We start from the raw sequence: 16,207 nt of genomic DNA on the forward strand, positions 1-16,207 counted from the left end.
TTATGTCGTAAATTGCAATGGTTTATTTACCTTCTTCGATTTTGATACCTAACTTCGTCATCACCTTTCTAGTTAAGTCATAATTTGGATCGATATATGCCAAACCACTTGATGTAATCGTAAATACTTGAGTATAAGATTCTGCTTTTGCGATTTCCTCAAGAGCTTTTCCGATTTTTGTGTAAAGTGGTTGTAATAATTTGTTTTGTTCTAGTTGTACCAACTGAGAACCGTTTTGTCTAAACTTTGCGATATCGCTTTCCATGGCAAGAATTTCTTCTTGTTTGGTTTTTTTCATCGGTTCTGTAAATGAAGCTACGTTATCTTGATAGTCTTTTACTTTGGCTTGATAACCTTCAACTTTTACCTTTAATTCATCTTCTAATTTCTTGTTATAAGCTTTCAAATCTTCTTGAACCTTTGTAAGCTCAGGCATTTTAGAAAGAACGAATTCGGTGTCAATGGTTCCTGTTTTCGACTGAGCACTAAGTTGAAGACTTACTACTAAAACAAAAATGGTTAGGAATATCTTTTTCATGTTGTTTTCTGATTTTTAAATTTTTGCAAATATATAAGGTCTTAGACAATATCCGTACCAATCCCAATATTTTTACAAATTATTCAGAATAAACTTGTCCGCGATGAGGTTTTAACAGATCACGAACCTTCTTCATTTCAGACTCTGGGACCACCATATAGGCAATACTATGCATATCGGTAAGCTCCTCAAAACCAGTAATGTTTAATGCTAGTTTTTCTGCAACGATAAATTCTTTGAGATGGATTTCATGATGTTGAGCTGTTTTGCTGGCAGCAGGTCCTCTAAAATCCCAAATAAGTTTTAGTTTTCTTTCCAAGTGATAACGAAGATAAGTTAAACATAGATACGAATTGATGCTTGTGCTTAATCCAAAACACTTTTCCCGTCTTCGGCAAAAGCTTTAAAAGCCTGCATGTACAGATAAGATTGTTTTTTGAATGCTCCAGGCATTAAGAATCCCATAAGTTTCATGAAACCACTAAACTTAAATTCGTTTTTAGAGATCCATTTGGTATGTCCATTGGCGAGCTCTTCAAAATAATTTTCCTGAATATTGTATACATTTTTAGCGTCAAAAGTAAGATGAAGTGCTTCTGGAAGATCAACAAGAGTAATGGTTTCGATCATTTCTAATTCCCGTTTTCCCATTTTATAAGTAAGTTTGGAAGTAGCGCCAGTTTTGCCTTTTTCACCACTTAAATGTTCCATACTTATCAAACCCTTTTGCCAATGTTTTAGGTTTTCTTCATTGTCAAATTTTTGAATAACCTCATTTCTGGGCAGGGCAATTTCGATATCAAGGGTATACTCCATATTGTGTTTTTGTTTGTTAGGTCGTTAAGCGGAGACAATATACGCAGAACGTAAAAAAATTAAAAGAAAATACGATTTGAAGGAATCCCTTCGTTAATGTTGTAGCTTGTAAAACATCTTAATATTGTTATTTTTGTCCAGTTTACGGACTTTATCACAAATCAATCATGCATACAAAGTCATTTGTCTTTTTTTTAGGGTTACTTTTTTTCGGGCTTGCCAACGCTCAGGAAAAAGAAGAGGTATTACTTACTGTAGATGGTACACCGGTATACATTTCAGAATTTAAAAAAGTATATCTCAAAAATATCGATTTGGTTAAGGATGATTCTCAAAAAAATATAGATGAGTATCTGGATTTGTTCGTGAACTACAAGTTAAAACTTAAAGAGGCAAAGGCTTTAGGTCTGGATCAAAAAAAGAGTATCAAAAGGAGTTGTCGGGATATAGAAAACAACTGGCTTCGGGATATCTTACGGATACAAGAACCTCTGATGCTTTAATCAAGGAAGCCTATGATAGGTCTTTAGAACGTGTAAATGCGAGTCATATTTTGACTTTGGTTAAACCCACCGCTTCTCCGCAGGATACGCTGAAAGCCTACAATAAAATTATTGAAGCCAGAAATAAAGTCATTGGCGGGGCAAATTTTGAAGAAATAGCAAAGAGTTATAGCGAGGATCCTTCTGCAGTTAAAAATGGTGGTAACCTGGGATGGTTTTCAGTTTTTAGAATGGTATACCCATTCGAGAACGAAGCATTTACAACTAAGATAGGAGAGGTCTCCCAACCTTTTAGAACTAGATTTGGATACCATATAGTAAAAGTGAATAACCGCGAAAAGAGCTTAGGAGAGGTAACAGTTGCTCATATTATGGTGGCGATTAATGAGAAGAGAACAGAAGATCAAGCCAAAACCAGAATTGAAGAAATCAATCAACAGCTTGGCCAGGGAGTGTCTTTTGCTTCTTTGGCAAAAGAATATAGTGATGATCCAAGTACAGCCATCGATGGAGGGAAAATAAGGCGTTTTGGTCAAGGAGTATTAAACTCAGAGACATTTGAGAAAACCGCTTTTGCTCTTCAAGAAAAAGATGAACTGTCTCAACCCATAAAAACCAAATATGGTTGGCATATTATCAAGTTGATAGAAAAGCATCCTCCAAAATCTTTCGAAGAACAAAAAGCAGAACTTACAAGTAAAGTAAAAAGAGATAGCAGATCCAAACTGGTGACTACATCTTTTATGAATTCTCTAAAGGAAAAGTATGGGATATCTCGTAATGAAGATGCACTTGAATACTTCAAACAAATTATTCCAGATACCATTTCTAATCAAGAGTGGACGATAGAGGAAAATGCAAATTTGAACAAAGAGATTTTTTCGTTAAAAGATCAAAAAGTTACCTATCAAGATTTTGCTGAGTTTTTGATGAATAAAAGATTAAGAGCAGGAGTAAGCGTTGATGGAGACACTTTTGTAGAAGAAATGTTTACTCAATTTGAGTCTACAACATTATTAGAGTATTATGATGAACATTTAGAAGACGATAATGCTGATTTTGCTACTGTTTTTAATGAGTACAAAGATGGGTTGTTATTGTTTGATCTAATGGAAACCAAAATATGGAATGTAGCAAAAACAGATAGTGCAGGTCTACGAAAATTCTATGATACTAGAAAAGAAGAGTATGTACAAGCAGAGACTTTTAAGATTATAAAAGCATCTTCAACTAGAAAAGATGCTATAGAAAAAGTAAAAAAACTACTGAAGCAACAAAAACCTCTAGAAGAAATTAAGAAGCAAGTGAATACTGGCGATGCGTTTATAGTGCTTTTTTCAGAAGAAGATTTAATTAAAGGAGAGCATAAATTTCCAAAAGGCTTTGTTGCAGAAAAAGACGGAATTACGACAACCAACGAAGGGAATTTTATCACTTTGATAATGGTAAAAGAAATAGTATCTTCAAGAGTCAGAAAGTTTGAAGAAATCAAAGGGGAAGTGATCAATGATTTTCAAGAAAACATGGAAAAGAGCTGGCTGGCAGAGTTGCGAACAAAATACCCTGTTAAAGTTGATGCTAAAGTGATGAAAAAAGTAAAAAAGGAGTTGTTAAAATAGTTCATGAGATATTTCATATTTTCATTAGTAATATTAGGGATGATTTCCTGCCAAAAGTTCGGGAATCAATTACAGAAAGAAGCGGTTGCCAGGGTTAACGAAACCTATTTGTACAAAGAGGATATTGCTTCTTTGGTTCCGGCAAATACTCCAAAACAGGATAGTGTTAGCATTGTGCAGAACTATATCAATTCCTGGGCTACACGACAACTTTTTATAGATCAGGCCAAGAGAAATCTTACCGAAGCAGAACTTAAGGAATTTGATGAGCTGGTAGAAAGTTATCAAAGTACATTGTATATCAACGCCTATAAAAATGCCGTGATCAACAAATCCATAAATATGGAGATTACCGAAGAGGATTTGATCACGTATTATAACGAAAATTTAGAAAATTTTAATCTTAATGAGGAGTTAGTACAATTACGTTACTTACATTTGCCACCTGATTATGGAAATATTGTTGCAACGCAGCGACAATTAAATCGTTTTAATGAAGAGGATATAGAAGAACTAGTGACCAAGCAGGTCGAATATTTAGGGTTTTCTCTAAATGATTCGACTTGGGTGCGTTTGGATCAGTTGTTGAATAAAATTCCTATTCTTAAAAAACAGGATAAGAACAAAATATTAAAAAGTGGAAAATACATGCAACTTAGGGACTCTACAGGAGTTTTTATGATTAAGATTGAAGATGTATTGAAACGAAATGAAAAAGCCCCGATCGAATATATCAAACCTACAATCAGACAAATAATACTTAACAAGAGAAAGCTAGAGCTGGTTAAGAAAATAGAAAAAGACATTACAAGAGATGCAGTTGAGAACAAACAATTTGAAGTCTATAATTAAAATTACAGCATATTTTACGATCCTTATCATAGGTGTAGAAGGAATATTTGCTCAAGAAGTTATACAAGATACTGTTGTAGTAGATTCTACTACAACAATAGATACTCTTGGGATTGCAACAGATTCTTTAAAAATAGTAAAAGAGCCTGTTAAAGAACCTTTCAAAAGAAGAAAAAATAGACGGTGTTGCAGCGGTGATAGGAGAAAGCGTAATCCTGGATAGTGATATAGATATTGCTTATCAACAATTGTTAAGCGAAGGAGTTTCTCAAGGAGATGTAAGTCGTTGCGAATTAGCAGGAAGTCTTTTTGAAAATAAACTATATGCGCATCACGCAGTACAAGATAGTATTGTGGTTAGAGATGCTGAGATTAGCTCAATGGTAGATCAGCAGTTAGGGTATATGACTAACGAGTTGGGGACTATAGAAAAAGTATTAAGATTTTACAAAAAAGACAATGTAGAAGATTTTAAAAAGGAACTTTTTGAGATCAACAAATCCAACCGATTGTCTGAGTTGATGCGTACCAATATTATCGAAGATATTGAAATTACTCCAGAAGAAGTTCGAGAGTTTTTTGATGCTATTCCCGAAGGAGAACGTCCTTTGTTTGGTACCGAGGTAGAACTGGCACAAATTGTAATCGAACCTGAAATACCCGAAGAAGAAGAGCAGAAGGTAGTAGATCGATTGAATCAGTTTAGAGAAGATATTGTAGAAAACGGAAGTAGTTTTGCAACAAAGGCAGTATTGTATTCTCAAGATCCAGGATCTAAATCTACCGGAGGAAAATATACTTTGGATAGAAAAAGTGGTTTTGCAAAAGAATTTAAGGACGTAGCTTTCAGTCTAGAAGAAGGCGAAGTTAGTGAGCCTTTCAAAACGATATTTGGTTGGCATATTGTAAAAGTAGATCGAATTCGAGGAGAGGAAATCGATGTAAGACATATCCTTTTGGTCCCAGAAGTAACCAGAACAAGTGTCGAAAATGCGAAAAAACATATTGATTCACTTAGAAATGTATTAGTGGCTGGAAAGATTGATTTTAAAGAAGCCGCAAGAAAATTCAGTGATGAGAAAGAGACCAAAGAAGATGGTGGGCAATTAATTAATCCAACAACAGGTGATACCCGTTTTGAACTTACCAAAATTGACCCTATATTGTACGATCAAGTATCAAAACTAAAAACCAATGATGTTTCATTGGTGATTCCTGATCAAGATCGTCAAGGAAGAAAAAAGTTCAAGCTGATTACAGTGCTTAACAGATATGATGAGCATATCGCCGATTACTCCAAAGACTATCTTAAAATTCAGGAATTGGCGCTTAGGAAAAAGCAAATTGAAGCAATCCGAAAGTGGCAAAACGAAAAGATAATGGATACTTATGTAAAAGTTAATGGCGACTACAGGGACTGCGAGTATAGCGGTAACTGGTTAAAAAAAGAAAAATAAGATGTCAGACGACGTAGCGGCTATCGAACAGCTGGTAAAAAAACATTCCCAACTAAAACAAGAAATTGCTAAAGCTATTATTGGCCAGGAAAAGGTAATCGACCAAATCCTGGTTTCAATTTTTTCTGGGGGACACGCTTTATTAATTGGTGTTCCTGGATTGGCAAAAACACTTATCGTAAATACTATTTCCAAAGCTTTAGGGTTAGATTTTAAGCGTATCCAGTTTACTCCGGATCTAATGCCAAGTGATATCCTTGGGAGTGAAATTTTAGATGAGTCCAGGCATTTTAAATTTATCAAAGGACCAGTGTTTGCCAACATTATTTTAGCCGACGAGATCAACAGGACACCGCCAAAAACTCAGGCAGCTTTGCTAGAAGCTATGCAAGAGCGCGCTGTAACGGTCGCCGGACATCACTACAAGCTAGATTTACCTTATTTTGTATTGGCAACGCAGAACCCTATAGAACAAGAAGGAACCTATCCGCTACCAGAAGCGCAGCTGGATAGATTTATGTTTGCTATAGAGTTAAAATACCCGAGCTTTGAAGAAGAAGTAGAGGTGGTAAAAAATACTACTGGAGATACTTCCAAAACCATTAATCCGTTGTTTACAGCTCAGGAGATTGTGGATTTTCAACATTTGATCCGTAGAATCCCGGTAGCTGATAATGTTATTGAGTATGCAGTGGGTATGGTTGGTAAAACAAGACCTAATGCAGATTCAACTACAGAGTTGGTAAAGAATTATGTGGATTGGGGTGCTGGACCAAGGGCTTCTCAAAATTTAATTTTGGCAGCAAAAGCAAATGCTGCTGTAAAAGGAAAATTCTCTCCTGATATAGAAGATGTGCAAGCTGTTGCCATGGGGATCCTACGACATAGAATTATCAAAAACTACAAGGCCGAAGCCGAAGGGGTAAGCGTTGAAGATATCATTCAAAGCCTGTTTTAAATTATTCATCAACTCGACGAATTCTAATCCTTAAAAATCTTATATTTTTTTATCGGATAGATTAAACCTATGATGTGTTTTTTAGTCTTATAACTAAACATTTAAAAAGTTATAGTATATGAGACATTTAATAGTAGGTATTTTTCTAAGTTGTGGTGTAGTGTTATCTTCATTTGCACAGTCTGAGAACCATGAAGGAAAAGGTAGAGGATTGAAAAAAGAATTTTATCAAAACCTTTCAGAAGAACAAAAAAGCCAGCTCGACAGCCATAAGGCTTTACGAGAAACGCACAAATCCAAAATGGAAGCTACTTTTACCGAAGAGCAATTGGCTATTGTGGCAAATAAAGATTTATCCAGACGCGAACGTAGAAAAGCTTTATTGCCTACAATGACTGCTGAACAAAAAGCCATGGCCAAAGCACATAAAGAGGAAATGAAAGCCAAAAATGAAGCCTTCAAGGAAACTTTAACCGAAGAGCAACTGGCACAATACGAGAGCCTAAAACATAAAAGGAAGAGAAGAGGAAAAAGACACTCCGGGAAGTGATAGAATCTTGAAATTTTAGAATATAGGAAAGTGAAGCTATGGTCTTCACTTTTCTTTTTTTGATAAAAATGGGTGTTTTTTTGAGGATTTTTTTGAATTTTACTATAACGTTTTCGTAAATCGCAAAGAGAGGGTGTTATTTTCTTCACTATTTTTTTATAAAATTGATAGTTTTAACAAACTGAATTTATGAATTTCAAGAAATCGATACCCTATTTTTTTGAAAAACGCAAAAACATCTGAATAAGGCTATTCATTTAATAAAATCTTCTAAAATTCGTATTTTCGCAAGACTTTTAAATGCCTAAAATATTCAGTATTTGATACAGAATATGGATATGATAAAAAGGCGTATTATGGATTGCGAAAACAAAAAAATGCTTTCAAATACATAGAATACTCCCTAGTAATCATGATAAAAGTTTAAGGTTCTTGTTTTTGATGAGATAAAATTCATAAGGCATGAACATATTGAGATGTAAGGACCATGTAAATTTTGCTACAGATCCTATAACTTTTCAAGAAACGATAATCGTTTACGACGTATTGTGGTTTTTAAAAAGTATGGAACAAAAGTTTATATGTGATTACACATTTTAAAAAGGAAAGAATTCTATTATTTACTATATGAACACGTATAACGATTACCTCAAGGAGATCGAAGAAAGGAAATCTCAAGGATTACACCCTAAGCCGATCGATGGAGCGGCCTTATTAAGTGAAATTATTTCACAAATCAAAGATAAAGACAATGCACATCGTGAGGATTCACTTCACTTTTTTATTTACAATACATTACCTGGTACAACCAGTGCTGCAGGTGTAAAAGCTAAATTTTTAAAAGAAATTATTCTTGGTGAAGCGGTTCTTGAAGAGATCTCTCCTGCTTTTGCCTTTGAGCAGTTGTCTCATATGAAAGGTGGACCTTCGGTTGAAGTATTGTTAGATCTGGCTTTAGGAAATGATGATGCTATTGCTCAAGAAGCCGCTAAGGTTTTAAAAACACAGGTATTCCTTTATGAAGCGGATACAGAACGTTTGGAGGATGCTTACAAAGAAGGAAGCGGAATTGCTAAAGATATTATCGAAAGTTATGCTCAGGCAGAGTTCTTTACACAATTGCCAGAAGTTGACGAAGAAATTGAAGTGGTTACCTATGTTGCTGGAGTAGGAGATATTTCTACAGATTTGTTATCTCCAGGAGCAGATGCACATTCTAGATCAGACCGCGAATTACACGGTCAGTCTATCTTTGAGCATAACAAAGAAATGCAAAAAGAGCTTCTTGCACTCAAAGAGCAGCATCCCGACAAACGTGTGATGTTGGTGGCAGAGAAAGGAACAATGGGAGTAGGGTCTTCAAGAATGTCTGGTGTAAATAATGTGGCATTGTGGACCGGAGTGAAATCAAGTCCATATGTTCCATTTATTAACATTGCTCCAGTAATTGCAGGAACCAACGGTATTGCTCCGATTTTCCTGACTACTGTTGGAGTAACCGGTGGTATTGGAGTTGACTTAAAAAACTGGATTACCAAAAAGGATGCCGATGGAAACACCGTAGTAGATGAGGATGGAGAACCAGTTTTGGAACAAGTATATTCTGTAGAGACAGGAACGGTATTTACTATTAATACTAAGAAGAAAAAACTATATAATGGGGATCAGGAACTGAAAGATATTTCCGAAGCATTAACTCCTCAAAAATTAGAATTTATCAAAGCCGGAGGGTCTTATGCTGTTGTCTTTGGTAAGAAGCTACAAACCTTTGCTTGTAAAGTTTTAGGTATTGAAGTGCCTCAGGTATACGCCGCGTCAAAAGAAATTTCTGTTGAAGGTCAAGGTTTGACTGCTGTAGAAAAAATCTTCAATAAAAATGCGGTAGGTACAACTCCAGGAAAAACACTACATGCCGGTTCTAATGTTCGTGTAGAGGTAAACATCGTAGGTTCTCAGGATACTACTGGATTAATGACTTCTCAAGAATTAGAAATGATGGCTGCTACTGTGGTTTCTCCAATTGTGGATGCAGGATATCAATCAGGATGTCATACCGCTTCGGTATGGGATGATAAGTCAAAAGCGAATATCCCTAGGTTGATGAAGTTTATGAATGACTTTGGGTTGATTACTGCTCGTGATCCAAAAGGAGTGTACCACTCTATGACCGATGTAATCCACAAAGTATTAAACGATATTACCATCGACGATTGGGCAATCATTATTGGTGGGGATTCTCATACGCGTATGTCCAAAGGAGTTGCGTTTGGAGCAGATTCAGGAACGGTTGCCTTGGCTTTGGCGACAGGAGAGGCTACTATGCCAATCCCACAGTCTGTAAAAGTAACTTTCAAAGGAGAAATGAGAAGCTTCATGGATTTCCGTGATGTTGTGCATGCTACACAACAACAAATGCTGAAACAGTTTGGAGGAGAAAATGTATTCCAGGGAAGAATCATTGAGGTGCATATTGGTACTTTGACTTCGGATCAGGCCTTTACCTTTACAGACTGGACAGCAGAAATGAAAGCTAAAGCATCTATCTGTATTTCAGAAGATGAGACTTTGATAGAATCCTTAGAAATTGCTAGAGATCGTATCCAAATCATGATCGAAAAAGGAATGGATAACGAAAAGCAAATGCTTCAAGGTCTTGTAGATAAAGCAAATGAAAGAATTCAGGAGGTAAAAACAGGGGTTAAACCTGCATTAAAACCTGATGCGGATGCAAAATATTATGCCGAGGTAGTTATCGATCTTGACGAGATAGCAGAACCAATGATTGCTGATCCAGATGTAAATAATGAAGATGTTTCTAAACGATACACACACGATACAATTCGACCACTATCCTTTTACGGAGGAACCAAAAAAGTGGATTTAGGATTTGTAGGATCTTGCATGGTGCACAAAGGAGATATGAAAATATTAGCTCAGATGTTGAAAAACATCGAAGGACAACAAGGAAAGGTTGAATTTAATGCTCCTTTGGTAGTTGCTCCTCCAACATATAACATTGTTGATGAGTTGAAAGAAGAAGGAGATTGGGAAGTGCTGGAAAAATACTCTGGATTTGTATTCGACGATAATGCACCAAAAGGCTTGGCGAGAACCAAATATGAAAACATGCTGTATTTGGAGCGACCAGGATGTAACCTTTGTATGGGGAACCAGGAAAAGGCAGAGCCAGGAGATACGGTAATGGCTACTTCTACACGTTTGTTCCAGGGAAGAGTAGTAAAAGACTCTAATGAGAAAAAAGGAGAGTCTTTGTTATCATCAACACCTGTAGTGGTATTATCAACCATTTTAGGAAGAACGCCTACAATGGAAGAGTATGAAGCAGCGGTAGATGGTATTGTACTTACCAAGTTCAAACCATCACAAAAACGATTAGTTATATAATTTCGATTTTATAATCATCAATAGAAAAGCCTTAGTATTTGATTACTAAGGCTTTTTTCATTGCTTTTATTTTGGTTTATCGTTAGTGCAGCAGCTTCTTTTTTTAAAATGATTCTATATTCTTTATCCCTTTTCGTAGTCCTTGTATATTTCGTATCTTGGAATACAAAAAATTAAATAACAGAAATATACAAAAGTCATATGGCATTCGATATCGAAATGATAAAAAAGGTCTACAGTCAAGTGGCTGATCGTGTTAATGCGGCGCGAGAAGTTACTGGTAAACCTTTAACACTAGCAGAGAAAATTTTATATGCTCATCTTTGGGATGGTAAAGCTGAAACCGCATTTGTTAGAGGAAAAGATTATGTAGATTTTGCCCCTGATCGTATTGCTTGTCAGGATGCAACTGCACAGATGGCACTTTTGCAATTTATGCAGGCTGGAAAAAATAAAGTGGCTGTACCTACTACGGTACATTGTGATCACTTGATACAAGCAAAACTTGGAGCAGATAAGGATTTGCAATCTGCTTTAAATAGCAGTAGCGAAGTATTTAATTTCCTGGAGTCAGTTTCAAATAAATATGGAATCGGTTTCTGGAAACCTGGAGCAGGAATTATCCACCAGGTAGTTTTAGAAAATTATGCATTCCCAGGAGGAATGATGATCGGTACGGATTCTCATACGGTAAATGCCGGTGGATTAGGAATGGTAGCGATTGGAGTAGGAGGAGCAGATGCTGTAGATGTTATGGCAGGAATGCCATGGGAGTTGAAATTTCCTAAATTAATTGGTGTGAAATTAACAGGAAAACTTTCTGGGTGGACTGCGCCAAAAGATGTGATTCTGAAAGTAGCCGAAATTCTTACCGTAAAAGGAGGAACAGGCGCTATTGTAGAGTATTTTGGCCCGGGAGCAACGGCAATGTCTTGTACAGGTAAAGGAACCATTTGTAATATGGGAGCAGAAATAGGTGCTACCACTTCAACTTTTGGTTATGATGACTCTATGGAGCGATACCTACGTGCAACTGACCGTGCTGATGTTGCAGATGCTGCAAATGCAGTAAAAGAACACCTTACTGGTGATGCTGAAGTGTACGCTAATCCAGAACAGTATTTTGATCAGGTTATTGAAATTAATTTATCCGAGTTAATGCCATTATTGAATGGTCCGTTTACTCCTGATTTATCTACTCCGGCAGGTAGTGAGATGACAGAAAAAGCTAAGGCAAACGATTGGCCTATACAGGTAGAGTGGGGACTTATTGGTTCTTGTACCAACTCTTCATACGAGGATTTGTCCAGAGCATCCTCTATAGCACAACAAGCCTTGGATAAAGGATTAAAAACAAAAGCCGAATTTGGGATTAATCCAGGGTCTGAGCAGGTGCGTTATACTGCGGATAGAGATGGTATTTTAAGTGTTTTCGAAAAGTTAGACGCTAAGATATTTACGAACGCCTGTGGTCCGTGTATCGGGCAGTGGGGCCGTTATGAAGATCCTAAGAATGCACCAAAAAATAGTATTGTACATTCCTTTAACCGAAACTTTGCTAAACGTGCAGATGGGAACCCAAATACACACGCTTTCGTTGCATCGCCAGAGTTGGTGGCCGCAATAGCTATAGCCGGGCGTTTGGATTTTAATCCGATGACGGATAAGCTGATCAATGAAGAAGGACAGGAGGTTATGCTGGATGAGCCTACAGGATGGGAGTTACCTCCAAAAGGTTTTGAAGTAAAGGAAAATGGGTATATGGAACCGGTAGAAGATGGTTCTAATGTAGAAGTATTTGTAGATCCTAATTCAGAGCGTTTAGAATTATTGACTCCTTTTGAACCATGGGATGGTAAAAATATAACAGGAGCAAAGTTGCTTATCAAAGCATTTGGAAAGTGTACTACCGATCATATTTCTATGGCTGGCCCTTGGTTACGTTACAGAGGGCATTTGGATAACATTTCTAACAACTGTTTGATAGGTGCAGTAAACGCATATAATAAAAAGACAAATTTTGTTAAGAGTCAACTGAATAATGAATATGACGGGGTGCCTAATGTGCAAAGAGCTTACAAAGCTGCCGGAGTGCCAACGATCGTAGTAGGTGATCACAACTATGGAGAAGGGTCTTCCCGAGAGCATGCTGCTATGGAGCCACGTCACCTGGGAGTGCGTGCAGTAATCGTAAAGTCTTTTGCAAGAATCCATGAAACTAACCTTAAAAAACAAGGAATGCTTGGATTAACCTTTGCCAACGAAAATGATTATGATCTAATTCAAGAGGATGACACCTTTAACTTCTTAGATTTGGATCAATTTGCACCAGGGAAACAACTCACCCTGGAAGTTGTACATGCAGATGGATCAACAGATACCATCAAATTAAATCATACATATAATGATTCTCAAATCGAATGGTTTAAAGAAGGATCAGCATTGAATCTGATCAAAAAACAGAACGTGTAGAGAACGTAGATAGAACTCTTTTTTATAAACTCTCAAGAATTTATTTCTTGAGAGTTTTTTTATAAAAAAATGTAAGGATATCGTTTGTGTTACGACACTACTACAGAAGTAACTTCTTAAACACAATCATCATGGGTGCCATATGGTTTTTTGAGGATGCCAATCTATTCAAAGTGTTATGCCCTCATAAATTCAAAAATTATAAAAAAGACCACGACTTCGATGCGTATCGAAAGAACGATTATATCTATTTTGAGCAGGACTCTGCCAACAAAATTTACCTCATTGAGAAAGGAAAGGTGAAAATTGGATATTATGCCGAAGATGGAAATGAAGTAGTTAAAGCTATTCTAACACGAGGAGAAATTTTTGGCGAAAAAGCAATTCTTGGCGTAAACAAAAGAACTGAATTTGCCCAATCTGTTGATAATACCACTTCAATTTGCCCTATCGGAGTAGAAACAATGCATGGATTAATGAGAGAAAATCAGTCTTTCAGCCTTCGTATTTATAAATTTATCGGATTGCGTTTTCGGAAACTGGAAAGAAGACTCCAACTGCTTCTTTTTAAGGATACCAAAACCAGATTATTAGAATTTTTAAACGAACTCAAAGAAGATTATGGCCATTGTTGCCCGGATACCGGTGATATGGTGATCGAACATCCTTATACACAGAAAGATATCGCTAATCTAATAGGGACTTCAAGACCTACTCTTAATATCATTCTTAATGAGTTGAAAGAATTAAATATCATCGATTTCAGTCGTAAGGAAATTCGATTGAAAAGTGTGGCGTAATGTTAGCCACCTAACATTTTAAAATGTTCATTGTCAATAATTTTATGGTCTAATAATCATAAAAAAACAAAAGCAATGTTCAAAAAATTAATGTTAGGGGTTTTGGCAATCGGGCTTATTGCCGCCTCTTGTGACGACGACGATGATAATGTTCCGGTGGTAAACGCCGGAGAGATTTCTGGGGGACCTTTTGAGTTTGATGTAGATGGTGAAGCGGATATGGTGACCGGGATTACCTTAAACGCCACGAATGCAATAGGAGAAAATAGTACTTGGATTGTTACCGACGACGCAGGGATGATTCTGGGATTACCCCCTACAATCGAGGCCGTAGAAGGTGTGAATTTTGATGATGCTGGTGCAGGTACCTGTTTGATCTGGTATGCTAGATATAACGGTACGGTTACTGGTTTAGAAATGGGGATGAATGCTAATGATGTTGAAGGTGAATTTGATTTATCGAATTCTATAACAGTATTGCGTAACCAGGTCGCAAATGCGGGTAGTATCGCTGGGGGACCTTTTGAGTTTGATGTAGACGGAGAGCCAGATATGGTAACTGGAATTACCCTGGATGATATCAATGCCTTTGGTGAGAACAGTACTTGGATTGTTACAGATGATCAAGGTATGATTCTTGGGTTACCGGAAACGTTGGCAGCAGTAGAAGGTGTGAATTTTGATGATGCAGGGGCAGGTACATGTTTAATCTGGTATGCTCGATACAATGGTATGGTTACTGGTTTAGAAATGGGAATGAATGCTAATGATATAACAGGAGAATTCGATTTGTCTAATGCGATCACAGTAGTAAGAAATCAAGTGGTAAACGCTGGGAAAATTACCGGTGGACCTTTTACCACAACCGTAGATGGGACTCCAGATATGGTGTCTGGTATAGAGTTAGATGATACCAATGCCTTTGGTGCTAATAGCACATGGGTGATTACAGATGACGCTTCGAATATCCTCGGGTTACCACCAACCTTAGCAGATGTAGAAAATGTTAATTTTGATGATGCTGGACCTGGTACTTGTTTGATCTGGTATTTGAGATATGAAGACGGTTTACAGGGATTGGCAATGGGTATGAATGCAGGAAATCTACAAGGTGATTTTGATTTGTCAAACTCTATCGAAGTAGTTCGTGAATGCGGAATGACCGAAGCAGGAACGCTTTCTGGTGGGCCTTTTACATTTACTGTAGACGGAACTCCTGATATGGTATCAGGTATCATGTTGGATGCTACTGGAGCTTCAGGAACAAATAGTTCATGGATCATCACAGACGATCAAGGTATGATTCTTGGATTACCAGAAACGTTAGCACAAGTAGAAGGGGTAGACTTTGATGAAGCTGGTGTTGGAGTTTGTTTGATTTGGTATATACGTTACGAAGCAGGACTGAAAGGGCTTGAAATGGGAATGAATGCCAACGAACTTGAAGGATGTTTCGACCTGTCCAATTCGATTACAGTAAATAGAGAATAGACACACATAAAGATAATACTTTCGAACTCCTTAGAGATTTCAAATTCTATTTTAGAATTTTTGCCAAGATAGTTCGTTGTTTTTTTGTTAGTTTTAAAGCGCAATCCAAGATTGCGCTTTATTGATTAAAATAGGTTGATCTAACGAGGTTTTTATAAAATTGATATGAAAGGAAAATTGAATAAAAAAAATGTTTCGAATTTAGTTTTTGCTATTTTTTTGATTCTGTTTTTTATCCCAAATACTCGAGGGATGATGCAGATATTTTTAACCAGAATTTTTTCTTTCAGTCCTGGTATCGTACAGGTCGAAGAACGTGCAGAGGTGGCTTCATTTAACTGGAAATTGCACGGAGTCAATACAGAGTCGATAAACTTTGATACTGCGGAAGGAAAAGTTGTGTTGATCAACTTTTGGGCTACTTGGTGCCCTCCTTGTATTGCAGAGATGCCTTCTTTGCAGAAATTGTACAATGATTATAAGGATGAGGTGGTTTTCTTATTTGTTACCACAGATGATGATCCTGAACTAAATAAGTTTATGAAAAATAAGAAGTACTATTTTCCGATATACAGATCTCTTTCATCACGTCCAAAACCATTAGTAAATAATCCAATACCACAAACCTATCTTATAGATAAAAAAGGTAATATTGTTATCGATAAAAGCAATGCTGCTAATTGGAACAGTGATAAAGTGAGAGAAACAATCGATAAGTTATTGGCTGAGCAATAATCTATCGTAGT

Annotated in this window: 15 protein-coding genes; 12 read left to right on the forward strand and 3 right to left on the reverse strand. The window is 36.7% G+C overall.

The window, feature by feature from the left end; genetic code table 11:
• Window positions 1-22: 22 nt before the first annotated feature.
• The 3 genes from AC0L3Q_RS07195 to AC0L3Q_RS07205 all read right to left on the reverse strand — a co-directional run bounded on the left by AC0L3Q_RS07195 (window position 23) and on the right by AC0L3Q_RS07205 (window position 1,354).
• Complete coding sequence (locus AC0L3Q_RS07195; protein WP_073315175.1) at window positions 23-538, reverse strand: OmpH/Skp family outer membrane protein; 516 nt, start codon at window positions 536-538, stop codon at window positions 23-25.
• Between the two features lie 79 nt (window positions 539-617).
• The gene (locus tag AC0L3Q_RS07200) at window positions 618-857 is read right to left on the reverse strand and encodes a hypothetical protein (RefSeq protein ID WP_473285948.1); all 240 of its coding nucleotides are present in this window, start codon (window positions 855-857) and stop codon (window positions 618-620) included.
• Window positions 858-904: 47 nt separating this feature from the next.
• Window positions 905-1,354, reverse strand: a complete 450-nt coding sequence (locus AC0L3Q_RS07205; RefSeq protein ID WP_473285949.1) for an SRPBCC family protein — start codon at window positions 1,352-1,354, stop codon at window positions 905-907.
• Between the two features lie 167 nt (window positions 1,355-1,521).
• Between AC0L3Q_RS07205 and AC0L3Q_RS07210 the strand changes: the two genes are divergently transcribed.
• From AC0L3Q_RS07210 to AC0L3Q_RS07265, 12 genes are all read left to right on the forward strand, one after another.
• Window positions 1,522-1,857 (forward strand): hypothetical protein, encoded by a 336-nt coding sequence (locus tag AC0L3Q_RS07210; RefSeq protein ID WP_473285950.1) that lies wholly within the window; start codon window positions 1,522-1,524, stop codon window positions 1,855-1,857.
• Window positions 1,791-3,476, forward strand: coding sequence for a peptidylprolyl isomerase (locus AC0L3Q_RS07215; protein ID WP_473285951.1), 1,686 nt, complete (start codon window positions 1,791-1,793; stop codon window positions 3,474-3,476). The genes AC0L3Q_RS07210 and AC0L3Q_RS07215 overlap by 67 nt, the downstream gene beginning before the upstream one ends.
• Window positions 3,477-3,479: 3 nt before the next feature.
• Window positions 3,480-4,328: a peptidyl-prolyl cis-trans isomerase gene (locus AC0L3Q_RS07220; protein WP_473285952.1), complete on the forward strand. Its 849-nt coding sequence runs from the start codon at window positions 3,480-3,482 to the stop codon at window positions 4,326-4,328.
• Window positions 4,312-4,551, forward strand: coding sequence for a hypothetical protein (locus tag AC0L3Q_RS07225; RefSeq protein WP_473285953.1), 240 nt, complete (start codon window positions 4,312-4,314; stop codon window positions 4,549-4,551). Before AC0L3Q_RS07220 ends, AC0L3Q_RS07225 begins: the two co-directional genes overlap by 17 nt.
• On the forward strand, window positions 4,523-5,785 hold the full coding sequence (locus AC0L3Q_RS07230; RefSeq protein ID WP_473285954.1) for a peptidylprolyl isomerase: 1,263 nt from the start codon (window positions 4,523-4,525) through the stop codon (window positions 5,783-5,785). Before AC0L3Q_RS07225 ends, AC0L3Q_RS07230 begins: the two co-directional genes overlap by 29 nt.
• A 1-nt stretch (window position 5,786) precedes the next feature.
• Complete coding sequence (locus tag AC0L3Q_RS07235) at window positions 5,787-6,743, forward strand: AAA family ATPase (protein ID WP_473285955.1); 957 nt, start codon at window positions 5,787-5,789, stop codon at window positions 6,741-6,743.
• A 118-nt stretch (window positions 6,744-6,861) separates the two neighbouring features.
• Window positions 6,862-7,293, forward strand: a complete 432-nt coding sequence (locus tag AC0L3Q_RS07240) for a hypothetical protein (protein ID WP_473285956.1) — start codon at window positions 6,862-6,864, stop codon at window positions 7,291-7,293.
• 627 nt (window positions 7,294-7,920) lie between these two features.
• Window positions 7,921-10,698 (forward strand): bifunctional aconitate hydratase 2/2-methylisocitrate dehydratase, encoded by a 2,778-nt coding sequence (locus tag AC0L3Q_RS07245; RefSeq protein WP_473285957.1) that lies wholly within the window; start codon window positions 7,921-7,923, stop codon window positions 10,696-10,698.
• 201 nt (window positions 10,699-10,899) lie between these two features.
• Window positions 10,900-13,170: an aconitate hydratase gene (locus AC0L3Q_RS07250; protein WP_473285958.1), complete on the forward strand. Its 2,271-nt coding sequence runs from the start codon at window positions 10,900-10,902 to the stop codon at window positions 13,168-13,170.
• A gap of 131 nt (window positions 13,171-13,301) precedes the next feature.
• Window positions 13,302-13,970: a Crp/Fnr family transcriptional regulator gene (locus AC0L3Q_RS07255; RefSeq protein WP_473285959.1), complete on the forward strand. Its 669-nt coding sequence runs from the start codon at window positions 13,302-13,304 to the stop codon at window positions 13,968-13,970.
• A 75-nt stretch (window positions 13,971-14,045) separates the two neighbouring features.
• Window positions 14,046-15,461 carry a hypothetical protein gene (locus tag AC0L3Q_RS07260; protein ID WP_473285960.1) on the forward strand — a complete coding sequence of 472 codons (1,416 nt, stop codon included), beginning with the start codon at window positions 14,046-14,048 and terminating at the stop codon, window positions 15,459-15,461.
• Between the two features lie 252 nt (window positions 15,462-15,713).
• Window positions 15,714-16,196, forward strand: a complete 483-nt coding sequence (locus tag AC0L3Q_RS07265; RefSeq protein ID WP_473285961.1) for a TlpA family protein disulfide reductase — start codon at window positions 15,714-15,716, stop codon at window positions 16,194-16,196.
• The last annotated feature ends 11 nt before the right edge of the window (window positions 16,197-16,207 follow it).

Source organism: Aquimarina sp. KJ22-3 (genome assembly GCF_055808215.1).